24 protein-coding genes are annotated in these 26,461 nt (G+C 67.7%); 13 read left to right on the forward strand and 11 right to left on the reverse strand.

Features of this window, described 5'->3' with window-relative positions:
• Positions 1–99: 99 nt before the first annotated feature.
• Positions 100–966 carry a class I SAM-dependent methyltransferase gene (locus EZ242_RS19560; protein WP_135286883.1) on the reverse strand — a complete coding sequence of 289 codons (867 nt, stop codon included), beginning with the start codon at positions 964–966 and terminating at the stop codon, positions 100–102.
• 341 nt (positions 967–1,307) lie between these two features.
• Here EZ242_RS19560 and EZ242_RS19565 point away from each other — a divergent pair, with 341 nt between their 5' ends.
• The 8 genes from EZ242_RS19565 to EZ242_RS19600 all read left to right on the forward strand — a co-directional run bounded on the left by EZ242_RS19565 (position 1,308) and on the right by EZ242_RS19600 (position 11,301).
• Complete coding sequence (locus EZ242_RS19565) at positions 1,308–2,147, forward strand: glycosyltransferase (protein ID WP_135286884.1); 840 nt, start codon at positions 1,308–1,310, stop codon at positions 2,145–2,147.
• A gap of 147 nt (positions 2,148–2,294) precedes the next feature.
• Positions 2,295–4,523, forward strand: coding sequence for a polysaccharide biosynthesis tyrosine autokinase (locus EZ242_RS19570; protein WP_135286885.1), 2,229 nt, complete (start codon positions 2,295–2,297; stop codon positions 4,521–4,523).
• Positions 4,524–4,578: 55 nt separating this feature from the next.
• Entirely contained in the window at positions 4,579–5,706 is a 1,128-nt protein-coding gene (locus EZ242_RS19575; protein ID WP_135286886.1) for an MraY family glycosyltransferase, read from the forward strand.
• A gap of 76 nt (positions 5,707–5,782) precedes the next feature.
• Complete coding sequence (locus EZ242_RS19580) at positions 5,783–7,015, forward strand: O-antigen ligase family protein (RefSeq protein WP_167784877.1); 1,233 nt, start codon at positions 5,783–5,785, stop codon at positions 7,013–7,015.
• Between the two features lie 11 nt (positions 7,016–7,026).
• Entirely contained in the window at positions 7,027–8,151 is a 1,125-nt protein-coding gene (locus tag EZ242_RS19585) for a glycosyltransferase family 4 protein (protein ID WP_167784879.1), read from the forward strand.
• The gene (galE, locus tag EZ242_RS19590; RefSeq protein WP_135286889.1) at positions 8,148–9,347 is read left to right on the forward strand and encodes a UDP-glucose 4-epimerase GalE; all 1,200 of its coding nucleotides are present in this window, start codon (positions 8,148–8,150) and stop codon (positions 9,345–9,347) included. Before EZ242_RS19585 ends, galE begins: the two co-directional genes overlap by 4 nt.
• On the forward strand, positions 9,344–10,324 hold the full coding sequence (locus tag EZ242_RS19595; protein WP_135286890.1) for a polysaccharide deacetylase family protein: 981 nt from the start codon (positions 9,344–9,346) through the stop codon (positions 10,322–10,324). The genes galE and EZ242_RS19595 overlap by 4 nt, the downstream gene beginning before the upstream one ends.
• Positions 10,321–11,301 carry a glycosyltransferase family 2 protein gene (locus EZ242_RS19600; RefSeq protein ID WP_135286891.1) on the forward strand — a complete coding sequence of 327 codons (981 nt, stop codon included), beginning with the start codon at positions 10,321–10,323 and terminating at the stop codon, positions 11,299–11,301. Before EZ242_RS19595 ends, EZ242_RS19600 begins: the two co-directional genes overlap by 4 nt.
• Here the strand turns inward: EZ242_RS19600 and EZ242_RS19605 are convergent.
• The 4 genes from EZ242_RS19605 to EZ242_RS22560 form a co-directional block, all read right to left on the reverse strand.
• Entirely contained in the window at positions 11,255–12,160 is a 906-nt protein-coding gene (locus tag EZ242_RS19605) for a hypothetical protein (RefSeq protein WP_135286892.1), read from the reverse strand. The genes EZ242_RS19600 and EZ242_RS19605 overlap by 47 nt on opposite strands.
• A 41-nt stretch (positions 12,161–12,201) precedes the next feature.
• The gene (locus EZ242_RS19610) at positions 12,202–12,810 is read right to left on the reverse strand and encodes a P-loop NTPase family protein (protein WP_135286893.1); all 609 of its coding nucleotides are present in this window, start codon (positions 12,808–12,810) and stop codon (positions 12,202–12,204) included.
• A gap of 12 nt (positions 12,811–12,822) precedes the next feature.
• The gene (locus tag EZ242_RS19615; protein ID WP_240787178.1) at positions 12,823–13,977 is read right to left on the reverse strand and encodes a carboxylate--amine ligase; all 1,155 of its coding nucleotides are present in this window, start codon (positions 13,975–13,977) and stop codon (positions 12,823–12,825) included.
• Between the two features lie 592 nt (positions 13,978–14,569).
• Positions 14,570–14,728, reverse strand: a complete 159-nt coding sequence (locus EZ242_RS22560) for a hypothetical protein (protein ID WP_205960692.1) — start codon at positions 14,726–14,728, stop codon at positions 14,570–14,572.
• Here EZ242_RS22560 and EZ242_RS19620 point away from each other — a divergent pair.
• Together EZ242_RS19620 and EZ242_RS19625 are read left to right on the forward strand one after the other, a co-directional pair.
• Positions 14,722–15,939 carry a right-handed parallel beta-helix repeat-containing protein gene (locus EZ242_RS19620; protein ID WP_135286895.1) on the forward strand — a complete coding sequence of 406 codons (1,218 nt, stop codon included), beginning with the start codon at positions 14,722–14,724 and terminating at the stop codon, positions 15,937–15,939. The genes EZ242_RS22560 and EZ242_RS19620 overlap by 7 nt on opposite strands.
• A gap of 110 nt (positions 15,940–16,049) precedes the next feature.
• A complete protein-coding gene (locus tag EZ242_RS19625) occupies positions 16,050–17,345 on the forward strand; it encodes a right-handed parallel beta-helix repeat-containing protein (RefSeq protein WP_135286896.1) in 1,296 nt (431 codons plus the stop codon).
• Here EZ242_RS19625 and EZ242_RS19630 read toward each other — a convergent pair.
• The 4 genes from EZ242_RS19630 to EZ242_RS19645 form a co-directional block, all read right to left on the reverse strand.
• Positions 17,290–18,237, reverse strand: a complete 948-nt coding sequence (locus tag EZ242_RS19630; RefSeq protein WP_135286897.1) for a hypothetical protein — start codon at positions 18,235–18,237, stop codon at positions 17,290–17,292. The two genes, EZ242_RS19625 and EZ242_RS19630, sit on opposite strands and share 56 nt — an antisense overlap.
• A gap of 44 nt (positions 18,238–18,281) precedes the next feature.
• The gene (locus EZ242_RS19635; protein WP_135286898.1) at positions 18,282–19,514 is read right to left on the reverse strand and encodes a lipopolysaccharide biosynthesis protein; all 1,233 of its coding nucleotides are present in this window, start codon (positions 19,512–19,514) and stop codon (positions 18,282–18,284) included.
• A 121-nt stretch (positions 19,515–19,635) separates the two neighbouring features.
• Positions 19,636–21,876, reverse strand: coding sequence for a galactose oxidase-like domain-containing protein (locus EZ242_RS19640; RefSeq protein WP_167784884.1), 2,241 nt, complete (start codon positions 21,874–21,876; stop codon positions 19,636–19,638).
• A gap of 13 nt (positions 21,877–21,889) precedes the next feature.
• Positions 21,890–23,008 (reverse strand): hypothetical protein, encoded by a 1,119-nt coding sequence (locus EZ242_RS19645; protein WP_167784885.1) that lies wholly within the window; start codon positions 23,006–23,008, stop codon positions 21,890–21,892.
• 429 nt (positions 23,009–23,437) lie between these two features.
• Here EZ242_RS19645 and EZ242_RS19650 point away from each other — a divergent pair, with 429 nt between their 5' ends.
• A complete protein-coding gene (locus EZ242_RS19650; protein ID WP_167784887.1) occupies positions 23,438–23,758 on the forward strand; it encodes a hypothetical protein in 321 nt (106 codons plus the stop codon).
• A 46-nt stretch (positions 23,759–23,804) separates the two neighbouring features.
• Here the strand turns inward: EZ242_RS19650 and EZ242_RS19655 are convergent, their stop codons facing one another.
• Together EZ242_RS19655 and EZ242_RS19660 are read right to left on the reverse strand one after the other, a co-directional pair.
• Positions 23,805–24,482, reverse strand: coding sequence for a response regulator transcription factor (locus tag EZ242_RS19655; protein WP_205960693.1), 678 nt, complete (start codon positions 24,480–24,482; stop codon positions 23,805–23,807).
• Between the two features lie 99 nt (positions 24,483–24,581).
• Complete coding sequence (locus EZ242_RS19660) at positions 24,582–25,265, reverse strand: helix-turn-helix transcriptional regulator (protein ID WP_135286902.1); 684 nt, start codon at positions 25,263–25,265, stop codon at positions 24,582–24,584.
• Positions 25,266–25,489: 224 nt separating this feature from the next.
• Between EZ242_RS19660 and EZ242_RS19665 the strand changes: the two genes are divergently transcribed.
• Positions 25,490–25,780, forward strand: coding sequence for a hypothetical protein (locus EZ242_RS19665; protein ID WP_135286903.1), 291 nt, complete (start codon positions 25,490–25,492; stop codon positions 25,778–25,780).
• Between the two features lie 111 nt (positions 25,781–25,891).
• The gene (locus EZ242_RS19670) at positions 25,892–26,449 is read left to right on the forward strand and encodes an A24 family peptidase (RefSeq protein WP_135286904.1); all 558 of its coding nucleotides are present in this window, start codon (positions 25,892–25,894) and stop codon (positions 26,447–26,449) included.
• The last annotated feature ends 12 nt before the right edge of the window (positions 26,450–26,461 follow it).

Below are 26,461 nucleotides of genomic sequence, written 5' to 3' on the forward strand. Positions count from 1 at the left end.
GTTGATTGTGGCGCGCTGCAGCGCGCGTGTGCAGGCGTGATGGTGGTTGCGGCTGATCTTCCGGCAAGCTCCACGGGTGCCGGAGGCTGCCTCATCTACTCACTGGCCAAGCCTTGTATCCGCCTTGATCAGGTAGATCTCGCTCTGCTTGGGGAACATGGTCCCGTGGTAGCGGAACTCCTCGAGCTGCAATCCGTGCTGCTGAAAGGTCGAGAACAGCCATTGCTTGCTATAGCGGACCACGGTCAGCGGCAGAGTGCATCTGTAGGGAACGTAGTCGCTCGGATTGAAAGTGACCTCGGGAACGTCATCTTCGGCGAAGGCGGTCAGGAAGCACCGGCCTTGTGGGCGAAGAATTCTTGCGATCTCTGCGACATACGCTCGTACGTGCTCCGGCACCATATTCGTGAACACCCCCCAGAGGTTCGCGGCGTCGATCGATGCATCGTCCACCGGCAAGCGCAACTCGCCCCCCGCAATGGTGCCGCCCGGGTTGTATAGATCGTTGGCCACGTCCAGATGGACGAAGCGAAAGTTAGGATGGAGTTTCTCGATGTGTTCCCTGCACCAATGCACGAACTGTTCATTGGCATCGATCCCGAGGTAGTGCACGTCCGGCAACTCTGCAAGCAATCCGGTGGCAAGGCGCCCCAGCCCGGACCCGATATCGACGATGCGAGCATCTTGCATGCCGCCAAGCCTCGCCGAGAATTTCGATGCTTCCAGCACTGCTGACAGCACGTAGAACCTGTCGGTGCGGAAGGCGTCTCCGCACATCCTTCCGCGCATGCTCTTCGGCGGCAGGCGATAGCCACGACAGAGCACGAACCCTCTGCTTTCACCCTCAGCATCATCGAGCAGCTGAACGAATCCTGGCGCCCGCAGACTCATGCTTCTCAGGAGTCTGGCGCCAATCTCCATCAATGGCCGCGGCCGTATGGCCCAGGTCTTGAGGCGTGTGTTCATGGCATGGTCAGTTTAGGCGCGGGGCATCGTGTTGTGCATCGCTGCACGTTCTATTCGTGAGGTCCGTCAGGCTCTCGCATCCGCCGCGGCCATCTACCCTGGTTGGCCATGCAGGACTGCTCTTCAATACGTCCATGGAGGCGCTTTCGCCCCGTGTATCCCAGGTTTAATGCCGCTGCGTGAACGGTAAGTCGAGCGATCGACGTGTGGTCCGTTTCCTGGGTTGTTCGTCCCAAGCGCTCCAGGACAGCCCTCCTGCGCAGACTGAACCAATTCACGCATGCGCGGGCACGGACCATCCGTTTCAATTCCTGTACTCCGGAGGATCTGAACGGAGGCCCATGCCGAAAACCGATCACCGCAATGTCGCACCGCAGACCTCCCGACAGCCGGAGCGCGTGAACCCGCTCGCACCCGATCCGCTGGTGTCGATCGTCACGCCGTCCCTCAACACGGGACAGTACATCGCGGACGCCCTCCGCAGCGTGCAGCAGCAGGACTGGCCACGGGTCGAGCACATCGTCCTCGATGCGGGATCGACCGACTGCACCGCGCAGGTCCTGGCCCGATTCCCGCGGGCGATGGTGGTTACCGACGCACCTCACGGCTTATGTGAAAAGGTGAACCTGGGCTTCTCGATGGCCCGCGGCGACGTGATCGCCTGGCTTTGCTCCGACGACTACTACCTCCCGGGCGCGATCGCAAAGGCTGTGACCGCGCTGGCGTGCAACCCCGACGTGGCGCTGGTCTATTGCAACAGCCTGCGCGTCGATGAGCAGGGCAACGAGATCCGCCGCAGGCGTCGATGGCAGTCCGATCACGACCGACTGGTGTGCGAACAGAACGTGCTTCCCCATCCCACTGTGTTCTTTCGCCGGGAGGCGCTGGAGGCCGTCGGCTCGCTGGATCCGCGTTACCCGCTGGTTGCTGACTGGGACCTCTGGATCCGCATCAGCCGCCGCTTCCCGATCCTGCACGTGGACGACTGGTGGGGCGCCTACCGGGAGCGGCCAGGGCAGCTCTCGCAGACGCACCGCTGGCGCGCCTGGTGGCAGGGCCGCGTGATGGCACGCACCCATGGCGCGCCCTCGTTCCTGCCGCGCTTCGTGTACTGGCGCGACAAGCTCACTGCCGGGGCGTTCAGCACCGCGCCGACACGACCTGACAGCTCCGCCGGCTGACGCGGTGCAAACGTCCCGGGATGGCAGGACCCTTCACCTACCTCCTCAAGTTGCTCCGACCCATGCCGCTTCGGCGCGCAGCGGGTTCAATGAGGGCCAGGTCGCCGCACGGTTCGCAGCGGCCGGGGCGACGGGAGAACCGCAAGCATGACGTTATTGGAACCACCGCTCCGCATGGAGCATCGGCACGGGACGAATACGGAGGAAACCAGCCTGCGCGAGCTCCTGAACGTCGCCCTGGACAGCAAGGGAATGATCGTGGGCTGCGTGCTGGTCGCCATGGGCGTCGGCGCGGGATGGGCCATCCTCAAGACGCCGCTCTACGAGGCCGACACCCTGATCCAGGTTGAGAGCCGGCCCTCGGCGGTGCCCCTGAGCGGCACCATGGGCCAGGCGGCGAACACGCCGGAGACGGAGCCCTCGGCTATGGCCGAAATACATATCCTTCGATCGCGCTTCGTGGTGGGGCAGGCCGTCGAGAAGCTGCAACTCGAACTGTCGGTCACACCCAAGTACCTTCCCGGTATCGGTGCCTGGCTGAGTCGCCGCGCCACCGAGCCCTCGAATCCGCACCTGCTGCGCCGGCTTGGCGTGCAGGGGTATGTTTGGGGCAACGAGTCCCTGCAGATAACGCGCTTCGACGTGCTCCCGCCGTTCCAGGGCCGGCCGTTCACGGCCCGGCTCACCGAAGGCGGCTACGAGCTGCTCGACCCGGATGGCCAGCTACTGGCTGCCGGCCGCATCGGCCAGCCGCTCGAGTTCGCCGTCGGCAGTGGTCGTGGCGTTCTCTTGGTCGAGTCCGCCGTCGGCCGTCCGGGCGCCGAGTTCTACGTGGAACGCCAGCCGACACTGCGTGCGCTGGAGAACCTTCAAAGCGCGCTGCAGATCGAAGAGCAAGGCAAGCAGTCCGGCGTGATCCGCACCCGTCTGGCGGGGCCCGATCCGGAGAAGCTGGCGCTGACCCTCAACGAGATCTCTGCGGCCTATCTGCGGCAGAACATCTCGCGCAAGTCAGCCGAGGCGGAGAAGACGCTAGGCTTCCTCGGATCGATGCTGCCCAGCGTGCGGGCGCAGGTCGAGGAGGCCGAGAAGAAGTTCAATAAGTTCCGCAACCGCTACGGCACCTTTGACCTTAACACCGAGGGCCGCATGGCCATGGAGCGCTCGGCCCAGCTCCAGGCCGAGCTGGTGCAGTTGCAGCAGACCCGGCGTGATCTCGAGTCGAGGCTCGGCCCCGCGCACCCCAGCATGCAGGCGACTGATGCGCGCATCGCCGGCATCACCCGGGAGCTGGGCACCCTCACGGGCCGCGTACGCGCGCTGCCGAATGTCGAGCAGGACATGCTGCGGCTATCGCGTGACCTCAAGCTCAAGTCCGACCTCTACGCGACCTTGCAAGCCGACGCCCAGCAGCTGCAGCTCATCAAGGAAGGCAAGGTCGGCAACGTACGCGTGATCGACCCGGCGTTCGTGCCAGTCCTGCAGACCACCCCTCACTCAGCCACGGTCGTCGCCGGCGCGGGTGCGCTGGGGCTCGTGCTGGGGCTGGTGCTCGCGTTCCTGCGCAACAGCCTCCGGCGCGGCATCAAAGACCCGGCCGAGATCGAGCGCCAAGCCGGCCTGCACCTCATCTCCACCGTGCCGCTCGCGACTGCGCAGAACGCCCTGGCGCGTTCGCGCCGTCGGGACAGTGTGCGGGTGCTGGCAGCCCAAGCGCCCCAGGACGCCGCCGTGGAGAGCCTGCGCGGCCTGCGCACGGCCCTACAGTTCACGATGGCCAAGAACGGATCGAACGTGGTCCTGATCACCGGCCCGACGCCAGGCGTGGGCAAGTCCTTCACCAGCGTCAACCTCGCCGCCGTTCTAGGCGCGGCCAACCGCCGCGTGCTGCTGATCGATGCGGATTTGCGCAAAGGAAAGCTCAACGACTGCTTCAGATTGCCGCGCGAAGGCGGCTTCAGCGACGTGATCAGCCATCAGATCGCCTTCAAAGATGCGGTGCACAGGGGGGTTCTTCCCAACGTGGATCTGTTGTCCACCGGCGCGACGGTCCGCAGCCCCGCTGACCTGCTGATCACCGGTTCGGCCGGTCCCCTGCTAAACGACGTAGCGTTGCAGTACGACGTAGTTATCGTCGATGCGCCCGCGGTGCTGGTCGCCTCCGACGCGGCGATCCTCGCGTCCTTGGCGGGCACGGTTCTGCTGGTGGCGCGATCGGGTCTGACTCGCCCGCGCGAGTTGCAGGAGACCGCGCGCCGTCTGGCCGAGAGTGGTGTGGACAGCACGCGCGTGGTCTTCAACGGTATGGGGCCTGACGCCGACCGCTACGGCCTCGGTGAGTACGGATACGACTACGGGATGGTCCGCGGCGCGTAGCGGTGCTCTGCCAGCCGCCAGCTCAAGTGCCGCAAACCACGTTGCCCCTTACCCCATGTCCGCCATCCTCCTTGCCTTCGCCGCCACGCTCGCCGCCTGCATCGCGCTGGTCCAAACCCAGCGTTGGCACGGTTTCCTGAGCCTCGACTCCACCGAAGGCGTGCAGAAGTTCCATACGGCACCGACCCCCCGCATCGGCGGGGCGGCCATCTCGCTAGGACTGCTCGCCGCTTATCCCGCTGCGGACCGCAACGTGCTTAACCTGCTCGCGCCAATGCTCCTGGCCGGCGCCCCGGCCTTTGTCGCCGGACTGCTGGAGGACGTCACCAAGCGCGTCGGGATCCTGCCGCGCCTGCTGGCCACCATGGCCAGCGGCGTACTCGCCTGGTGGCTCACCGGCGTGGCGATGCGGCACACAGGGCTGCCGCTGCTCGATGCGGCGCTGACCGCCACGCCACTCGCCGTGCTGTTCACGGCGTTCGCGGTCGGCGGGCTGGCCAATGCAGTGAACATCATCGACGGCTTCAACGGTCTCGCTGGCGGGTCGGTCGCGCTCATGTTCGGCGCCATAGGCGTTATCGCTTGGTGGCACGGAGATGCGGCGCTGGCTGGCACCTGCATGCTGATCGCTTCGGGGGCGCTGGGCTTCCTGGTCGTGAACTGGCCGCTGGGAAAGATCTTCCTTGGCGATGGCGGCGCCTACCTCTTGGGCTTCCTGCTGGGATGGGTCGCGATTCTGCTGCCCATGCGCAACCCCAGCGTGACCGGCTGGGCCACGCTGCTGGTCTGCGCCTACCCGGTACTGGAGGTCACATTTTCCTTCTGGCGCAAGTCGCGCCGCGAGGGCTGCAGCCCCGGCCAGCCGGACAAGGTCCACCTCCACATGCTGGTGCACCGGCGGGTGGCCCGCCGCCTAATCCCCGACTGCCCGCGCGTCTGGCAGAACGGCTTCACCAGCCTGTTCGCTTGGGGCTACACCTTGCTGTGCGCCGGGCTCGCCGTCGCGTGGGCCGACAGCCCGGTGCTGCTGTGCGCCAGCTTCGCCGCCTGCGCCCTCGCTTATGCCCTGGTATATGCGCGGCTGACTCAGTTTCACTGGCCCCGCTGGCGTGCCGCCGCGTGGCGTCGGCACGCGCCTCCCCGCACGGCCGCCCTGCCCGCGGGCGGGCGGCCCCGCCCCTGAGGACAGCAGGACCATGCACCCGCAGCCCGCCTACCGCATCCCGGACGCCCGCTACGCGCTTCGCCCAAGCCGCCCAGTGCTGCCCCTGCTCGCCTATGGGACGCTGGGGCTGAGCTCTTGCGTCACCGTGAAGGAGCCTGCGCCGTTCGACTTGTTGGCACTGCTGCTAATGGTCGCTTACGTGCTGCGCAATCGCACCGACCCGCTCCATCGCCGCGCCGACGCGTCCAGCGTCCAGATCGTGTTCCTGCTGCTGCTGTTCGCCCTGCTGCAGTTCCTGCCCATCCTCTTGAGTGCGCACGACGTGGCCACCTCCGCCTTCTTTGCGGCGGTCACCGGATTCCTGGTGCTCTTAGGAATCCACCTCGCCAGCTTGGCCGGCCGGCGCGATCCGCGTTTCGCCGCCTTCATCGCCGGCTATGCCGCTGCCGCCGTCTTCAGTTCCCTGCTCGCGATTGCCAGCCTGCATCCGGCCGTGGCCTCGCTCGCGCCGGAAACGCTGCACTTCGCCGGCCGCCCCAAGGCCTTGTTCAAGGACCCGAACGTCCTCGGTCCCTACCTGGTTCCGGCCGTTCTGATCTTCTTGGTCCTCGCGGGTCGCACCCACGGCTGGACGCGGCTGGCATTCCTGGTGCTGCACCTGCTCTGCTCAGCTGGCGTGGCGGTCACCGCGTCGCGCGCCGCCTGGGTCAACCTTGCCATTGTGATGGGCCTGTTCTTGCTCCTCGCGCCGGGCCGCTACAAGCTGCTCAGTGCGTTCGCGGTACTGGCCTGTGCCACCGTGCTCGTGACCACGGCGGACGACCTTCAGCGACACGAGAGCGTGCGCTCGACGCTGAACCTGCTGGATGGTCGCCTGGGACTGCAGCACTACGACGCCGAGCGCTTCGAGATGGCGCACAGGGCGTGGCGCATCGGCATGGACAACCCCGCCGGCGTGGGCCCAGGGCTGGTCACCACCTACCGTGGCGACCGGACGCTCGCGCCACACAACACGTACTTGCGCATCTTCGCGGAGCACGGGGCGGCAGGCCTGGTCGCGCTCGCCTTCGCGCTGCTGATGGTGACCATGCGAGTGCTCGGCCAGCTGCTGCGCAGCGGCCGCGGTCGCGGCCGCAACATCTGGTTCACCGCCGCCCTGTGCATGCTCGCGGGCCTGCTGGTCAATGCGTCGGTGGTGGACGCCCTGCACTGGCGTCACTTCTGGCTCGTGCTGGCGGTCGGCGCCTTTGTCTCCGCCCAACCCGCAGCAACCGCCGCCGTGCGCTGGTCCTCCCAGGGCCGCCACGAGCTCCGAAGCGCCCAGTAAGGAGCCGCAACGTGCGCATCCTCGTGGTCATCACCAAAGGCGAGGCGGGCGGCGCGCAAACGCACCTGCTCGAACTGTGCCGTGCGCTGGCGGCCTCACATCGTTTTCTGGTCCTGATCGGCGGCGCGGAGTCCACGCCACTGGGTAACGCGCTGCGGGCGAGCGGTATCGAGGTCCGCGCGATCGCAACACTGGGCAATTCGTTGTCGCCCACCGGCGCACTGCGCACCGTGGCGCGCATATGCGACGCAGTGCAGTCGTGGGCGCCCGACGTGGTCCACCTGCACAGCGGCGGTGCGGGTGCGCTGGGCCGCATCGCGGCCGGCCTGTGTGGTGTGCCCGCCGTTTACACCGTGCATGGCTTCGGGTTCAAGGACGCGGTTCCACCCCCGCGGCGCCAGCTCGCGCTGGCGGTGGAGCGGCTGCTGTCGCCGCTGACTCGGCACATGATCTGCGTCTCGCACCACGAGCGCAGCCTTGCACGCCGCCTGCCCATCCCGAGCGGTCGAGTCACGGTGATCGCCAACGGCATCGCCGATTCCCCCCTGCGCGCGAAACCGTATGCCGCGCGCGGTGCCGTGGTGATGGTGGCGCGCATGGCCCCTCCGAAACGGCACGACATCCTGCTGGCAGCGCTGTGCGTGCTGCGCAGCCGCGGGTTGGAATTGCCGCCTGTGGTTCTGGCCGGCGGCGGCCCCGGCTTGCCGGCGCTGCGCGACATGGCCAACGACCTGGGCCTGGGCAGCCTGGTGGAGCTGCCCGGCGACTTGGCTGACGTTCCCGCCCTGTTGGTCCGCAGCCAGGTCTTCGTACTGCTGTCCGACCACGAGGGCTTGCCCATCTCAGTCATCGAAGCGCTGCGGGCCGGTCTCCCGGTGTTGGCCAGCGACCTGCCCGGCATCCGAACGCAACTCGACGACGGGCACGAGGGGTGGCTCACGCGCAATAACCCGACGGAGGTGGCCGACGCCCTGCAGCGCCTGCTGACCAATCCGCAGATGCGCGAGCGCATGGGCGCGGCGGCGCGCGCGCGCTACGAGCGCGACTTCGGCGCCCGGGCCATGGCGGCGCGGGTGGAGGCGATTTACCAGGAACTGGCCCGACTCCCTGGCAGTGGAAGGACCTACGCACCATGAACATCCTGCTCACCGGCGGCGCCGGCTACATCGGCAGTCACGCGGTCGTGGCGCTCGCCGCGGCCGGCCACACGCCCATCGTTCTGGACGACTTCTCCAACAGCCACCCGCAGGTGCTCGAACGTCTGCGCCGGCTGCTGGGCGTGCCAGTGCGCTGCGAGCTGGGTAGCGTGGCCGATGTGACGCGAACCCGGGCGCTGATGGAGCGCCACCAAGTGCACGCAGTGATCCACTTCGCGGCCTACAAGGCCGTGGGAGAGAGCGTGTCGGCGCCGCTCAAGTACTACGACAACAACATCCGCGGCCTGGTGCGGCTGCTGCAGGCCATGGACGCCGCTGGCTGCAGGAACATCGTCTTCTCCAGCAGTGCCACTGTGTACGGCCAGGGCGGGACGATGCCGATTGCGGAGGACGCTCCGCGCGGCCACACCAATCCCTACGGCCACACCAAGCTCGTGTGTGAAGAGATCCTCGGCGCCGTGCAGTCCTCCTCCCGGGCATGGCGCGTCGCGATCCTGCGCTATTTCAATCCCGCCGGCGCGCATGTCAGCGGCCTGATCGGCGAGGACCCGGGCGAGGTCCCCAACAACCTCATGCCCTACGTGTCGCAGGTGGCTTGCGGCAAGCGCCCATATCTGGTCGTGCACGGCGACGACTACCCTACGCCCGACGGAACCGGGGTGCGTGACTACATCCACGTGGAGGATCTGGCCGCCGGCCACGTGCGGGCGGTGGAAGTGCTCGCGGACAGCGTCGAGGGCTTCACGATCAACCTCGGCACCGGCCAGGGCCACAGCGTGTTAGAGGTGCTGCACACCTACGAGGAGGCTTGCGGGCGCGAGATCCCGTACCGCGTCGGCCCGCGCCGGCCGGGCGACGTGCCGACATGCTGGGCCGACGTGTCGCGTGCGCGGGCGCTGCTCGAGTGGCGCGCCACACGCACGCTGCACGACATGTGCGTCGATGCCTGGCGCTGGCAATCGCGCAATCCCGAAGGCCTGCGCCGGCCGGCACCCGTGCGGCCAGAGCCGGCGACCCAACGCCTCTTCTGGCCGGGGCGCACTGAGATCCCGTACGCCAGCCCGCGCGAGCCGCGTGGCCTGGCCGGTATCGGGTGGCGCCCAGGCAGTGCCTGGGACTGGGAGAAGTCGATCCGATGGCAGCTCAGGCCACGCCTGACGGGAGAGCATCCGTGACCTCCGGCACCTTCGTGCTGAGCCTGGACTGCGAGGGCAAGTGGGGCGTGGCCGACCAGATCGCGCCCCACCACTCCATGCTCTCCAGCCGCAAGCTGGAGGCCACCTACCGCAGGCTCGTGGAGATGCTGGACCGCTACGGCATCGAAGCCACCTTCGCGTTTACAACCGCGTTCACCCTCACCCGTCAGCAGTTCCGCCGCCTCTGGCGCGAACATGGCGAGGATACTGCGCGCACCAGTGGCTGGATGACGCAGGCGCTGAGCCATGTCGACCGAGACGGCGGCGACGGCTGGTTCGTGCCCGCCTGCCTGGACGCCGTGTCCGCGTCCCGCGGCGGCCACGAGCTGGCCTGCCACGGTTTCTCGCACCTGCCCTGGCGCCACCCGATCGCCTCGCGCGCGGCAGCGGCGGCGGAGCTCTCGCTCACGCGCTGTGTGCCGGGCTTCGGCGCAGACGCCGTCACCACCTTCGTCTTCCCGCGCAACCAGCTGGCCCACCTGGACCTGCTGCCGGCGCACGGCTTCACCGCGTACCGCGATGCACCGCGCGGCGGCAGCCGCCTGGCCACCCTGGCCCGCGAGTGCGGGCTGTGGGATCGCAGCGAGACCTTTACACATTGCACGTCCGACCCGCTGGCGCGGCTGCCGGCCGGCCGCTTCGTAAACTGGCGGCACGGGCTGCGCTGCGTCGTCCCTGCGGCCGTGACGGTGCAGCGCTGGACGCACATCATCCGCGACGCACAGCGCACGGGCGGCGTTGTCCATGCGTGGACGCACCCTGAGAACTTCATCGATGGACATGGCATGTTCGAGATGTTCGAGCAGATCCTGCAGCGGGTTGCACAGGCCCGGGCTGCTGGCGGCCTGCAGGTCCGCACCATGCGCTCGATCGCAGCCGACTCTCGCGCGCGCGCTCGGACCGAGTCGGGCGCCGCGTGCTCCACGTTCACCGACCACCTGGCAGAGCCCCAATGAACCTGTCTTCGCCTGACCGCCCCCCGCCGGTGGTGACCATCGCCATGCCCGTCTTCAACGGCGGGCCTGAGGTCCATCTGGCCGTGCGCTCGCTGCTCGTCCAGAGCATGAGCGACTGGGAACTGCTGGTGATGGATGACGGCTCCACCGACGGACAGGCGGCCGCGCTGGCGGCGCTCGGCGATCCCCGCATACGGGTGCTATCGGACGGCGAGAACCGGGGACTCGCTGTGCGCCTCAACCAGGCAATCGACCTGGCCCGCGGCCGCTACTTCGCCCGCATGGACCATGACGACCTGGCGCACCCGGATCGCCTGCGCAAGCAGATCGCCAAGCTGGAGGGCGACGCCTCGCTGGACCTAGTGGCCTGCCGCTGCATCCGCATGAACGAGGACTGCGAGCTCACCGGCTTGCAGCCCTACGCCGGCCGTACGCACGAGGACATCTGCCGCCACCCCTGGCTGCGCATCCGCATGGCGCATCCGACCTGGCTCGGACGCATCGAATGGTTCCGCGCCCACCGCTATCCCGACCCGGCCCCCTTCTATGCGGAGGACTTCGAGCTGCTGCTGCGCGCGCACGAGGAAAGCCGCTACACCTGCTTGCCGGAGCTGCTGATGGCGCGTCGCGTGCGCAGCCGCATCCAGTGGCGCAAGAACCTGCGAGCGCGCCTGGCGCAGTTCGCCGTCCAGCGCCACTACTTCCTGCACCGGCGACGCTTCAGTGATGCGGCCAAGGCCGCGGTGATGATGGTGGGCCGTCTGCTGCTCGACGGTTGGCGGCTGGGATCCCAAGCCACGGGCATGCGCCTGCGCAGCGAGAACGCGATCACGCCGCAGGACCGTGCGGAGTGGAGCGAACTGCTCGGCCGCTTCAAGACGCCGCGGGACAGCGCGCGCCCGCAGCACGGTAGCGCCACGACCGTGGAGCTCAGCGCTCACGAGGGAAATCCTGTTCCGGCGCGCCCACCCTGGTGACGAACGCGCCCGCGCGGCGTAGCCAGCCGCGCAGGCGCTGCCCCCCAGCCAAGCATGCGACCAGCGAATGGTTCACGCGGGTGTCGCGGCCGGCAAGGGCCGCCTCGATCGCCCACAAGTCTTCCAGGTCCTTGGGCGCGCCCCGGACCTGCTTGATCCGCGCCAGCGTGGACAAGGCCAGCATTCGCAAGCCGAAGCACCAGAAGGATTGAGCGGGGTCGTCCAGCATCTCGCCGACCGTGATCCCGAGCGCCTCGTAGGCGGCGTTCTCGGCCGGGGGCAGCGGCGCCGTGCCCCCTGGCACTCCGGCGCCGCCGGCGATCAGGAAGTCCAGGTCGCGCGCTTCGCGCAGGCCGAACGCCGCCAGCACCGCGCCGCCCGTGAGGCAGGCCTGGCCCGAAGCGAGCGCATGCGCCAGGTGCGGTCCCGCACGTTCAATGCGTTGGCGCGTGTCGGGAAAGCTGCGCGGCTGGGCCGCGCGAATCCATTCGCGGCCGCCGCGGGTGAGGAGCATGCGGGCGATGGCGAGCGTGTTGCCGGCATCGCTGGCCAGAAGCGGTCCCGTGCCGGTGTCCTCCTCGGCGGGCCACGCGTCGGCCCCGTGGCAGAGATCGACGACGGCCACGTGAAAGCGTCCGGGCGCCAGGGTGTGCTTCGGATGTGAAGGACCCGACCACGGCGCCAGCCCTTCCCAAACACGCAGCAGGTTGGCGACCTCGCGCGCACTGCCAAGGTGAAGCAGGTGTTCGTCCACCACCGCCAGCCCGGCCGGCCACGCGCTCGGGGCGGCGACGCCGAACACCAGCAGCCGGGATCGCGCCGTTCGCTCCACGTGGCGCAGCGCCGACAGCAGCCGCACCTCGTCGCCACTGGCAGCGGAGCCGGCACCATTCAGCTCCATCAGATAGGCATCCGCGTGCGGATCTCGGACACCACGCCGCGCACGCCAGCGGCGTCGGCGTCGGCGTTCAGGAGATTGTCCGCCGCCCCTAGCTCTGCCAGGATGCGCGCGTACTGGGCACCAATCTCCATCGGCGTGAGCTCCGGCTTGTCGGCGCGGATGGACGCGGGCGATCGGTGGGGCACCACAATCAAGTCTGCCTTGGGGCCCAGCTTCAGGAAGAACCGGACCACCGGGCGAGGCGCGTTGATGTGCGTGCGGGCATACAGAAAGTCGTGGTAAGAGCGGGCGAAGATCACGCATTCGCGCCGGTCCCGAGGCCACAGCTTGGCGTGGCCGAGCACGTGGTCCAGGCCCCACCAGATGGCCGCCAGAGTAGCCTTCCAAGTCGGAAACGGCATGCTCATCCTCGAGTCGGTAAGTCCCGCGCGCAGAACCGTCGTTCGGCGACCGAGCAGGGTCGAAGGAGCCGGCAGGTTCTCGAAGGAAAAGCAGTAGGACCGCACCGGTACCAGCGCCGAGAGCTCCTGACACAGTTGCTGTGCAACGGTGGTCTTGCCGCAGCCGTCCGGCCCGATGATCACGATGTAGGTGCAGCGTTGGCGCATGGCTCGCCAACCTCAGGACATCGCGTCCAGCACCTCGGACGCGAAGGGCATGGGATCGCTCCACCGGAAGACGAAATCCGGCGCCACCCCGAGCATCACGTCGGCGATCGCCCGCCAACGTGAGGGAAAGGGACCGGCATACCCCGGCGGCCGACCATAGAACACCGCCTGCACGCGGCGCAGTTCGCCGGCAAGCCAGCGGCGCCGCATGCCGGCACGGTAGGCCGGCGGCAGACCACCCCCCCCGCTGACCAGCAATGCCGGGAAATCAACCCCGGCATCAATCGCCAGCCCCAGGGTGCCCCACGTACGGCCATTCACTTCCATCAGCACCGGCTCTCCCAAGCCCTCGCGACGGAACTCGACCATGGCGAGACCTTCCCAATCGAGCGCGCGCAGAAGCGCGATGGCGGGCTCTACCAGGGCGGGCTCGGGCGGCGCCGATTCAGCGGCGGCTGAGGGGCCGCCGGCTGGATGGACTTCGCGCAGCCTGCGGTGCACGAATACTGCGCTGGCCGAGCCTGCGCGCACCAGCAGCCCGACGCCCCAGCCGGAGCCCGGAACGAACTCCTGGACCAGGGCACCCGGCGCCCCATCCTCAAGAAGGCGCGTCGCCGCCAGGGCAGCAGTATCGACGTGGCTCGCGTACAGCGGTCCGGCGGTGGCCACCACGTCTCGCGCAGTCCAGCGCGAGGACGCAGGCTTCACTACGACCGGGTAGCGCAGGCCCGCGATGGCAGGCAGGTCCGCCGGCCCCGTCACCGTGACCGTTCTCGGCGTCGCGATGCCAATGCGGCGCGCGACGGCCAGGGTCTCGCGCTTGTCGAGCACTCTGCGCAGCACTGGCGAGGACGGCAGCAGCACCTGGGCATGCCGTTCGAACTCGGCACGGCGGGCTTCGATCGCCAGCACAGCGGCTTCGGTGCAGGGAAGGATAACGGGCCCGCCGCCCTGCTTTGCCCGCGCGAGCAGGGCTTCGCCGAAGCCAGCCGACTGGTGCGAGGGCGAAGGGGTCGCGAACGGTTCCACGCCGCGGCTGCGCGCGGCCCGGTCGCCCCAGCGGCGCGAGGTGGACACCTCGACCCGGTGTCCGGCGCGCACCAGCGAGCGGACGGCGGCCAGGGCAGCGGGCGGGGCGCCGTCCGCCACGATCACGCGGCGTGGCACGTTCAAGGGGGCCGGTGCTTGCATCGCAGTATTGCATCGCGGCGGCACTCGAATCGTGAAGGGCTGACTGTCCCATGCGGGGTGGATCGTTGCTCCTACCGGCTCTCCCCGCCTACTGCACACGTGTCGCTTTGTAAGTTCTGTTGAGCTGGCCAGAACGCCAAGCTCAAGCATGGGCTGCAGTTGTTGTGCCGTAGATCCCACACTCTCCAAGTCCACAGCTGAGCAGGCGTGCAGTGCTGTTGAGCTGCGTTGCGCGGGCACCGCACCGCAGCGCCCCGTCTGCCTCAGCTTTGTGACAACCCGCAGATGCTTGGTTACTTTCGTAGGCCACCCCCGCCTTCTAAGTATGCGTCTTCGTACTATGGTCGCGGCTTCGTAGCTGAGCTGAACCCGTGAGTTGGGTACGGGCAACTCGGTATCTCGCTGACCCAAGCCGACCAGGAAAACATGAACACGCGCCTTCTCCTCAAATCCGGATCCGTCCTCTCCTTGTTTGCCGCCCTCGCTGCCTGCGGAGGTAGTGGAGGCGACGACAGCATCGAACTGGAAGACCCCAGCAAGGGCCGCTACGTCACGGGCAATGGCACCGTCAAGCCGAACCGCAACGGTGGCGATGCATCGGCTCCTGCTCCTGCTCCTGCTCCTGCTCCTGCTCCTGCTCCTGCTCCTGCTCCTGCTCCTGCTCCTGCACCTGCTCCTGCACCTGCTCCTGCTCCTGCACCTGCACCTGCTCCGACGCCTGTGGCAACGCCTGAAGCCGGGCTGCCCGTCTACGCCGACGGCACGGCCCGCATCAACGCCCTGCTGGGAGCCAGCCTCGACGTGGTGATCCCGCCCGGCGTCTACACGATCTATGGCGAACTCGACGTGCGCAACGGCCAGACCATCTCCGCCGCCGCCGACACGAAGGTGATCTTGAAGACGGCCGACGGCTACACCGGCCGCATCATCAACGCCTCCTACGAGCGCGTCACCGTGCGAAACATCACTTTCGACGGCAACTACGCGCGCCGCATGAGCCTGGAAGGCGCGGGCAACTCGGCCGCACTGGTGCATGTGGCCAACGGGGCCGATTCGGTGTTCGAGAACAACGTGTTTCAGTACGCCCCCTCCCACGCGATGTACGTCTACAAGTCGCCGCGCGTGAAGATCCGCGGCAACACCTTCCACGAGACCTACTACGCCATCCGCATGGACGGCGACAACCTGCCCGAGTCCGGCACGATCGAGGGTAACGCGTTCAAGAATACCGACGCCTACAAATCCATCCAGCACCTCACCGCCACCGCCACCCACAACCTGGTCGTGCGCAACAACACCTGGGAAGGTGCCGGCCTGGCCGAGCCTACCAGCCACGGCTACGAGGGCACCTGGGGCAACAGCATCTACATCTTCGATTCCACCGGCTACCTGGTCGAAGGCAACAAGGTCGGCCGCAACCACTGGTCCTCGCTGGTCTCGGGCAGCAACGGCAAGAACGCCATCATCCGCAACAACAGCTTCACCGACGGCAAGACCTCCATCGCCGCCTGGATCGAGCAGGGTGGCGCCGAGTACATCACCTTCGACAGCAACCAGCTCGACGGCGGCCTGTTCGTCGGTGACAACGGTGGCGACCACCTGACCATCACCAACAACGTGATCCGCTCGCGTGGCGTCGGCATTGACGTCTCCTTCGCGACCAAGACCGCGCTGATCCAGGGCAACAAGTTCTACAAGCGGGCCGGCTACGAACGCACCGGCAGCGGCATCTATCTTTGGGAGAAGAAGGATCCGGCCACCAACGTCCAGGTCATCGGAAACCACATCGAGGGTTACGACCGGGGCATCTCCGTGTCTAATTACCAGGGCATCGGCACCGTGTACGGCATCAGCCTGAGCGGCAACACCTTTGCCAACAACAACGTGAACGTCCACGTCTCGCCGAGCATCACACTGGCCAAGCCGCTGGGGCAGTAAGGTCCTTGGACTGCGCGCCCGCCCGTCCGGCGGCCGTGCAGACTGTTTCTCATCGCGCCTGGAGGTCGCAGGCCACCGCTCTTAGACTCGTGGCCTGCGAGCTCCAGGCCATGTCCATTCCAGCAGCCGCCATGGCGGCCTTTTCCCTCCTGCTGTCGAGCACCCAGGCGAGCGGTGGACCCGTCTACGCCGACGGCACGGCCCGCATCAACGCCCTGCTGGGAGCCAGCCTCGACGTGGTGATCCCGCCCGGCGTCTACACGATCTATGGCGAACTCGACGTGCGCAACGGCCAGACCATCTCCGCCGCCGCCGACACGAAGGTGATCTTGAAGACGGCCGACGGCTACACCGGCCGCATCATCAACGCCTCCTACGAGCGCGTCACCGTGCGAAACATCACTTTCGACGGCAACTACGCGCGCCGCATGAGCCTGGAAGGCGCGGGCAACTCGGCCGCACTGGTGCATGTGGCCAACGGGGCCGATTCGGTGTTCGAGAACAACGTGTTTCAGTACGCCCCCTCCCACGCGATGTACGTCTACAAGTCGCCGCGCGTGAAGATCCGCGGCAACACCTTCCACGAGACCTACTACGCCATCCGCATGGACGGCGACAACCTGCCCGAGTCCGGCACGATCGAGGGTAACGCGTTCAAGAATACCGACGCCTACAAATCCATCCAGCACCTCACCGCCACCGCCACCCACAACCTGGTCGTGCGCAACAACACCTGGGAAGGTGCCGGCCTGGCCGAGCCTACCAGCCACGGCTACGAGGGCACCTGGGGCAACAGCATCTACATCTTCGATTCCACCGGCTACCTGGTCGAAGGCAACAAGGTCGGCCGCAACCACTGGTCCTCGCTGGTCTCGGGCAGCAACGGCAAGAACGCCATCATCCGCAACAACAGCTTCACCGACGGCAAGACCTCCATCGCCGCCTGGATCGAGCAGGGTGGCGCCGAGTACATCACCTTCGACAGCAACCAGCTCGACGGCGGCCTGTTCGTCGGTGACAACGGTGGCGACCACCTGACCATCACCAACAACGTGATCCGCTCGCGTGGCGTCGGCATTGACGTCTCCTTCGCGACCAAGACCGCGCTGATCCAGGGCAACAAGTTCTACAAGCGGGCCGGCTACGAACGCACCGGCAGCGGCATCTATCTTTGGGAGAAGAAGGATCCGGCCACCAACGTCCAGGTCATCGGCAACCACATCGAGGGTTACGACAAGGGCATTGCCATCAACAACCGCGGCGGCATTGGCCGAGCCCATGGCATTAGCTTCAGCGGCAACACATTCGCCAACAACACCCACGACGTGCATGCGCCATCGGGCATCCAACTCATCCCGCCCGCCCCCCCCGCCCCCCCGGCCGGTGCACCCTCCACTGCGCGGTGATGTAGTCGCATAGCCCGGGCGTGGCTGTCTCGGACACCTTGCGAACGAAGAACTTTTCGGAACGCAGGGCCATATCGACGTCCTCGCGGGACACGGTGCCTCTGAGCCCACCCTTGAGCCAATGGAAGTTGGCGTAGGCCGCCATGGTGGCACCTTGGGAGGGCTCCAGGCCACCCGAGGGAGTGGCTGCGGCCCAGCGCGAGTTGTAGACGTAGCTGGGCACTGCGATCTCGTCCGGTGCAAGGGCGTGGCGCAGGTAGTCGAAACCGCCGGACCCGTAATGTGCAACCAGCTCGACGGCCAGCGCGCGAGGCAGCGCAGTCCACTGCGAGCCCGCCACGTCCATCGGTAGCGGGCTTATCGACGTGAACGGCCAGGTGACGCCGGTCAGCGCCCGTCGCACGGCAGCACCGACCGCATGCGGGGCGACCTTGCTGAAGTGCCCCACCGCGCCGTCGAACCAGTACCGGTGGCGCACGCGGTCGCTGCCCATGCTGGCGCGACGCGGATGCCGGGCCATGTCGAAACCCCTGCACCACACCAGCTGAGGCCGCACCTCGAGGTGGTCGCAGAAGGCCTGGACCGGCTGCAGCGGAAAGCACTGCCCTGAGAGGAAGGCGAAGTGCCCGACATCGGACGGCGCCTCCCCGATGGCCTGCGCCAGCGACTCCATCATGGCCATTACGATGGAGTAGCCGCCCCAGTGCAGGCAGCGCCGAGGCTGGACGAATTGCAGCGCATGCAGGCCCTGCTGCCGCACCATCCGCTCGAACGGCGCGGGGTCGGCGGAGCGGTCCAGGTGCACGAAGGTCGGGAATCCCCGCAGGTGCCGTGCCAAGTGCGAGAAGGTCGTCGGTTCCCCATGCGCCAGCACAATGAAGGCGGTCGGCACGGGCTGCTCCTGCAATGGACGTGTGGTGACTCGTGTCGTCTCACTCAGTGGCGGACCGACACCAGCTTCGTCGCGAGCAGCGCCGCGACGGCACCTGCCAGCATCATGCAGGCCGCGCCCACCAAGTCGAAGCGCCCGGCCAGCGCGAGCACCGTGCCGACGCCGGCGGTTGTGAGCGTGGCCAGGACGGAGGCCGCCAGCGTGCGCCGGTAGCGCCCTTGCGCGAGTACCACGACGCTGAAGACGTAAAACACCGGCGCGATCGCCACGGCCAGTCCCACCAGGACGATCAGCGGCCGGCCCACCACGAACTCCCGACCGTAGAAGGCGGTGATCGCCCCTTGACCCACGGCCACGACCAGCAGGCCCGCCGCAGCGCCACAGCCGAGCGACAACCATCCCAGGCGGCCGGCCGCCCGTGCCAGCCCCGCATCTCCGGTGACCGCGCGCATGCGCACCATGCGCGGTAGCACGGCCATCTGGCAGGCCGCGCACACCAAGTTGGCCAGCGTCACGAAGGACACGGCGGCCGCGTACAGGCCGGCGTCCTCCACGGCCCCGTACGCACCGAGGAAGAGCACCGGCAGATGGGTCTGCAAGGCGCTGAGCGAGTTCGACACGCCCAGCGGAAGCGCCTTTTTCAGGATACGGAGCTTGCCGCCTTGCTCCGGAAGTTCCGGGCCGCGGTGCAGGCGGGTGCTGCGCCGCAGGTACGCTACCACCGAGGCCAGCGCCAGAGCCGAGGCCACGAAGGATCCCCAGAGCGCGGTCGCGATGTTGCCTGTCAGCTCGCAGAGTAAACCGACCAGGACTAGCGCCGCGCACGCCTTGGCGACGTTGACCGAGCCCATCAGACCCACCTCGTCGTCTTCCTGCAGCTTGGCAAAGAGCATGTCGAGGAGCGAATCCGCGAACTTGATGGCTGCCACCGGAACCACCACGTCCAGGCGGGGACCGGACGGCACCCACGCCCCCAGCATCAGCAGCAGCAACACGCCAAGCACGCACAAGTTCGTGCGAAGGGCCAGGTAGTCGAGCAGCGGCGGCCCCCCGTGCGCGGCGAGATACACGTTGCGCATCCCGAGTTGCAAGGCCAGGAAGAGCGGCGTCGCCACCGCGAGCGCGAACACGTAGCTTCCCACGCCCTCGGCGCCGGCCATCCGTGCGAAGAGCCACACGATGGCCAGTTGCGAGAGCGCCGTGGCAACCGAACCGGCGACGACGGCCGAGGCGTCTAGCCCAACCTTGCGATACGTTCCGATGATCACTTTCGCCACAGAGCTCCCCCCCGCCTGGCTCGGCGGCGACAAGGGTCGCCCTGTCGGGCGCCAACCGGGCGTGGAGCCGATTCGACACCGTGGGGACCGACCTGCCAATGGGACCTTTGTACTGGACGCCTCAGCGGCGCTCGAAGCGGGCGCTGACCGACTGGTTGCTCCCCATGGAGACGGTGCAGGTGCCTACGCCGGAGCAGCCGGCACCGCTCCATCCCATGAAGCGGGCGTTGCCTTTCACGGTTGCGGTCAGCACCACTGGCTGCTGCTGCTCAGAGAAGCTGGCGCTGCAGTTCGTCCCGCAGTTGATGCCGGCCGGGCTGCTCGTAACCAAGCCCTTGCTGCTTTCGGTGCCCGTTTTGCTCACGCTGAGCTGGAAGCTGGGCGGCGGCGGCGGGGGCGGCGGCGCGGTTACCGTGAATGTGAGCGCACCGGACGCGGCGGATCCCGGGTTGCGCGCGGTCACGCTGTAGTTGCCTGCGGCGGTGATATCGGCCTGTCCGATCTGGGCTGTGAGCTGGGTCGCGCTGACCACCGTGGTCGGACGTGCGCTGCCGTTCCAGTACGCGGCCGCATCGGCGACGAAGCCCTGGCCGGTGAGTTCCAGCGTGAAGCCCGCTCCGCCGGCGACCGTCGTAGATGGCTGCATGCCAGTGAGCTGCGGCGGCGGTGGGGCCGGCAGCGGCTCGGTGACGGTGAACGGCAGTACGTTCGATGCGGCCGAACCCGGGTTTCGGGCGGTCACGCTGTAGCTACCCGCCGTTGCGATATCGGCTTGGGCGATCAGCGCGGTGAGTTGACCGGCACTGACCATCGTGGTCGGCCGTGCGCTGCCGTTCCAGTGCACGGCCGCACCGGCGACAAAGCCCTGGCCCGCCACGTTGAGGCTGAAGTCCGATCCGCCGGCCACCGCCGAACTCGGACTCAGGCCGGTGAGCTGCGGAGGCGTGGGCGCGGCGGCCGTGGCGCCAAGCTGGACCACCCGCCCCAGGGATGGTACGCCGTTCTGATCTACCAGGAACAGCAGGTAATGCCCCGGCGGCGCGATGTTGCCGCTGGCCGGTGCCGTAACCTCCAGCAGTCCCTGTCCCGGGCTGAAGCCCAGCACGTTGAGGCGCTGGTTCATATCTACGCTGTGCGTCACGGACGCAAGTCGGATCAGCGTGACCTTGGCGATCATCGACGCCTGCATCGAATGCACCGTGAAGCGCTGGCCCCACGCGATCGAAGCCGGTGCCGACGAGATCTCCGGGCGCGCTCCTTTAAAAAGGTAGGGCGGGTGGAAGACCTCCGGCGTGCGCTGGTCGTTGCCGCCGGTGGTGAGCACCGTCCCGTCCGCCAGCAGCATTGCGCCGGAGTGGTACAGGCGCGGCACCTTGGCGGCGGCCAGCGTGGTCCACTGCTCGGTAGCCGAATCCCATAACTCGGCGGCATACACCGGGCTGCTCATGTCATTAAAGCCGGTGCCCGACGTGCCGCCGGTGACCAGCACCTTGCCGTCGGGCAGAACGGTGGCGTTGACCTGCCGACGTGCCACGCTCATCGGGGCGACCGAGCGCCAAGCCGGCACGGCTGCGTTCAGGTCCAGCACCTCGGCCCGGTTGGTAGGCGGCGAGCCGCCACCCAGGAAAAGGATCTTGCCGCTGTCGTACATCACGGCCGCGCCGTAGTCGCGGTGGCCGCCGGGGCGAATTGTGGCGAGCATCGTCCACTTCCCTGTGCCGGAGGTGTCGAGCAGGCGTGTGCGCTCGGTCGGTCCCACGGCCGCAACGCGCCCATCGGGCGCCAGGAACATATTGGGATAGAGGTGCTGCACCAGCTGCGCGTCATACAGGCTGCGCCAGGTGTTGGTGGCCGTCTCGTAGACCTGCGGCAGCGGATTGTTGGCCGTACTCGTGTCCACGTCGCCGGAGACCACCAGCGCATCACCGTTGGCCAATGTGGTCACGGTCGGATACCAGCGACCCAGGTTCATGTCCGGCGTGGCCGTCCAGCTGTCGGCGCGGGGGTCGTAGACGCTCGCGCGCGGCTCGCCGATGTAATTGGCGATATGCCCACCCGCCACCAGCAGCCGGCCGTCGGCAAGGAACACATGCCCGCTGCAGAAGACGTCGAAGCCCGCCTTGGCCACCGAACTGAGATTCTGCGTTCTGGGGTCCAGCAGCATTCCCTGGTCGCCGTTGATGCCCGCATCGCCGGGCCAGAGCATCACCCGGCCGTCGGGCAGCAGGTGGTTGTGCACCGGGAAAAAGGGCAGCGTGTTCCAGCTCCCCCAAGCTCCGATTCGGCTGTCGGCCTGAGCCGGCGCCAGCCCGACCGACAGCACCGCGACGAGCACGGCGGCAGCGTGCCGCAGGGAGTTCATGAAGGGTCGCATTTTAGCCCCCCCTGCGGGTCAGCAGGAACACCCGCACCGGCAACTCGTGCTCGTGCTCGTGCACGTGTTCGGTGTGCCCGTCCGACGCCTGCCGGTCGGAGCCGAGCGCGATGATCATGCCGGCGTTGTTGATGCCCACAGCGCGCGTCAGCATCACGCGCGAGGGCGGCACCAGCGTGTTCAGGTCCTGCAGTCCCGCGGCGCGCGACCACAGCACGGCCCGCATTTCATGGTGGCCGCTCGAGAAGCCCACAACCTGCCCCGCATCATTGCTGCCGAGGGCCTGGCTGAGCGTATGGCCAGGCAAGGTGGCCAGCTCCACCGGCTGGCCTCCCTCGGCCGGCCAGAACGTCGCGCGGCGCCCGCCATTGGCGTGCAGGCACGCGCCCACGGTGTCCCCGCGCGCATTCACATGGGTGGCCTCTCCAGCGGCATAGCCCGGCAGCAGTGGCAATTCCTGCGCGGGTGCGCCACCATGCCACAGCACCGGCCGCCTGCCCTGCGGCGTGGCAATGAAGCCGGCCACGTCGCCGCGGGCATTAACGCTCACTGCCCGGCTGCTGGTGCTAGCGGGTGCGGGCAGCACCGTGGCGGTGCCGCCAAGCCAGCTCACTGCGCGCTCGCCGCCTGACCCGGACGAGTAGCCGACCACCTGCCCGCTGTTGCTTATCGCGAACGCCATGCTGGCCGAGTCACCAGGCAGCGGCGGCAGCTCGGCCACAGAGCCGTCGCGTGCGACCGCGAAGGCGCGCACCGCCGTAGCGCCGTTGGCGCTGCCCACCAGGTCACCCAGGTCGTTCAAGCCGAAGACCGTCGTGAAGTCGCTCTGCTCGAGTCCCTGCACGATCTGGCTCGTACCCGGCTGGAACAGCAGCCCTTCGCGGGCGGCACGCATCCGTCCGCCCTGCACCAGTCGGCCGCCGCCGACAGCGGTACCCGCGACGTTTGGCCCGCGAACCACCAGAGTGGTGCCTTCCGACAAGGTCGCCAGATCGACCATGTCATAGACCTGCCCATGGACCGGGAACGCCGCGGCAGCCGCCATCAGCAGGCCCGCCAGGCGCAGCCCGTGGCGCAGCAGGAGCCGGACGGGTTCTCCATCGCTCGTTCGACTGCTCATCATTCAATCCCCCCGAGATGGTCCGCTCCGCAGCATGAGGTCGCCGCAGCAGAAGGACGTCGTAGCCAAGGCAATGTACGCGCGGCGACTGCTCGCCGGATGGGCGCAACCACCCGTCGCGGGTGGACGTATGTCCCGGGGACCGCAGCGAGGCGGGGAGTTCAAAGGGACCTCACGCGTGCGCGGCCGCGCGACAAGCCTCCTATGGCGGCGCGGCCCAGGGGCGCGCGCCACTGGTGTCCGCCCCCAGCGCGCGAGGAACCCCTACCTGGCGACCAGCGTCTCCCGCGCCGTAGACGAGCATTTGGCTTTTTTACATGGCCGTTGCGTGCTCGTGCGACCGGACTCGCATAGTCACATTCGCGCGAGAGCTTCAGGCCGTATTACGGGACGCCGTGGATCGGGGCGCGCCCCTGGGTGGTCCGCGGCATGCTCGATGGCTTCCACATGCCAGGTGTCCGTGAACACTTCAGCAGAGTGCAGATCGCCGACGAGTTCCTGATCCCCACGCTGCTAATGCGCCTGGATCTGTCCCGTGGAGCGATGAACCACCTGATCTCCGGGTACGACGGAGCGCACACCATCGAGTTCACCGAGGCGGATTTCGAGGTCTTGCAGACCTCGCCAAAGTACTTCGCTCGCAAGTTCCCCGACGACCCGAACGCGCCGATCCGAACCCGGGTGCTGCGGGAACTGGTCGGCCAGCAAAGCCGTCAGATCAAAGCGGCAAGCGACTGCCCGATCAAGTGACAAAAAATGGAGCGATGTTCACCCCGGCAGCGCACCCAGCGAGCCACTACGCATGCGGCTGCTCGATCGCATGCCGCGTGGCATACGCATACAGGTCCAGACGATTGGTGAGATTGAGCTTGCTGTAGATGGACGTGAGGTGGTTGCGCAAGGTGTGCTCGCTCATGCACAGCCGGCTGGCCACCACCTTGGCCGGCGATCCGGTGTCGGCCACGAGAGCGGCGATGGCCTGGCGCTCGCGCTGCGTCAGCAAGGCGATCTTCGCGCGCTCGGGGTCACTGCGCTCCGCGGTCTTGCGCCGGGCCAACTCCATGAAGATGCGACCGGTGGCGCCTCGGTCGAGCCACAGCTCGCCTTCGTGCACCTTCTCAATGGCGGTCACCAGGACCGCCGGCGAATCGTTCTTGCGCACGATGCCGTGCAGGCCCACCAGCACCGCGGCATCGAACACCTTCAGGTCTTCAAGCGCGGTGAGGACCAGCAGCCGCATCTGCAGGTCCGACAGGAAGGCGGGCAGTAGTGCGGCGGAGGGGGCGTCGTCCACGTCGGCCACCACGACGTCGGCGGAAGTTCGCGCGAGGACTTCACGGGCCTCCTGCAGGTCGGAGGCCGTGCCGGCCAGGGCAAGGCGGGAGGTCGATTTGACCAGCTCCTGCAATGCCCAGCACATGATCCGGGGCGCGATGAGCACGACGCCAATGGGAGTTTGACTCTGGGACTGCATGTCTGGACTCCAATGTGGACCGCCGGACGATGGTAGGCCGAGCCTTCCTAACGTCGCCACGAAAAAGCCAAACGGTTACCCGGATGGGCCCTTCGCATATCAGGTCGCCCGCAGCTGCGGTTTGTCCAGGTGGTGCCGCGTGGCGAAGGCGTACAGGTCCACGCGGTTGCTCACTTCCAGCTTGCTGTAGATGGAGCTGAGATGGTTGCGCAGCGTGTGCTCGCTGATGCACAGGCGGCTGGCGATCACCTTGCCGGGCGCCGAGGTGTCCGAGGCCAGCGCGGCGATGGCCTGGCGCTCACGCTGCGTGAGCGTGGCGATCCTGGCGAGCTCCGGGTCGTCATTGCGCGCGGCCTTCTGGCGCAGCATCTCCACGAAGATGCGGCTGGTGGAACCGCGGTCGATCCACAACTCCCCCTGGTGCACCTTCTCGATGGCCTTGAGCAGAACGCCAGGCGGCTCACTCTTGCGCACGATGCCCTGCAGGCCCTTGAGCACCGCGCCGTCAAGGGCGGCCACTTCGGTCATGGCCGTGAGCAGCACCAGGCGCGCCGCGCACACGCCCAGGAAATCCAACAGGGTGGGGAGCTCCTCGCTGTCGTCGAAATCCACGACCACCACGTCCGCGGCGGCAGGCCAGGCGCCCTGCATGCAGGTGGACAGGGAAGGTGCACTGCCGACCAGCGAGAACCGCGGCGAGGACTGCACCAGCTGCTGCAAGCCCCAACAGGTGATCTGAGGACCGACGAGAGCGACGCGGATGCATTCCTTGGAATCGGACATCTGCAACTCCTGCAGCGGGGACGGGAAGACATCGTATTCAGCCCGCCCACGGCGGCGAGCGCTATTACATCCGCTTGCAAGCTGGCATGGGAACTTGAGCGTCCCTGGTGATCCGCTATGAAAGGCAGAGCAGTAATGCACTAGCAGAGGCAGGACACACCCACCATCCGAAAGCATTGCTTGCACCCTGTCTGCTGCGGCGCACGGCTGACGATAGTGCCGGCATGGTCCTCCTCGATCGGCGCGCCCATGCACGCGAGTCGCTTCGTCTGCGGCTGCGGCTTGCGGATGGGCGGGCCGCGCGCACGGTCAACGTCTGCCCCGCCGGCCTGTACCTCCTGATGCCGCCGGGAGCCACCCTGGACCCCTGGGTCTCCATCGAATTCGTCCTGCCCTCGGCCCGGCTGCGGTTCCGCGCCGTCGGCGAGGTGCTGCGCGTCGAGCCGCGCCGACGCGGAACGGGCGTGGCCATGCGCCTGCATGCGCACACCATCCAATCCCTCGGAAACCCATGAGCCCGGGCTTTTGTCATGGGTGTGTCCCCGCTGCCAGGCGGCAGCCGTACCACGCAAATCGGTACGCGATTCCCATTTGCTGGCCGCGCATGGGTTTCTAGAGTGCAGTTCATGAACTCCGAAAGTCCATGGCTGGCGCTCCTCCTGAACCCCGGCACGGGCGTGCTGATCGCCCTCCTGCTGGCGGCCGCGTGGATCGACTGGCGGACGATGCGCATCCCCAATTGGCTCACGGTCGCCGGGATGTGCTGGGGGCTGCTGTGGAACGCGGTCAGCGCGCCCACGGTGATGGAGGGCGTGCTCACGGCGGTGGGTGGGTTGGCGCTGGGGCTGGGGCTGTTCCTGCCGCTGTGGCTGTTGCGGGTGATGGGGGCGGGGGACGTGAAGCTGATGGCGATGGTGGGGGCGTTCCTGGGGGCGCTGGCTACCTTCAAGGCCATCGTGTTCGTGGGCCTCGCCGGCGGCATCGTGGTCCTGGCCTACGCCGTCGCGAACGGATCGGCAGGTCGGCTGGCACGCAATGTCCGTGACCTCGTGTATTCGGCGGCACTTCCCGGCGTTCCGGCCTGGCGTCCGTCCGAGGCGACCCCTTCGCTGGGCCGGTTGCCCTACGGCGTGAGCATCGCCGCAGGAACGATCGCATACCTGTTGCTGCGACAGCTCGGGTGAGCCCAGGGTACT

The sequence above is a fragment of the Ramlibacter rhizophilus genome, assembly GCF_004681965.1.
Classification (GTDB): Bacteria; Pseudomonadota; Gammaproteobacteria; order Burkholderiales; family Burkholderiaceae_C; genus Ramlibacter; species Ramlibacter rhizophilus.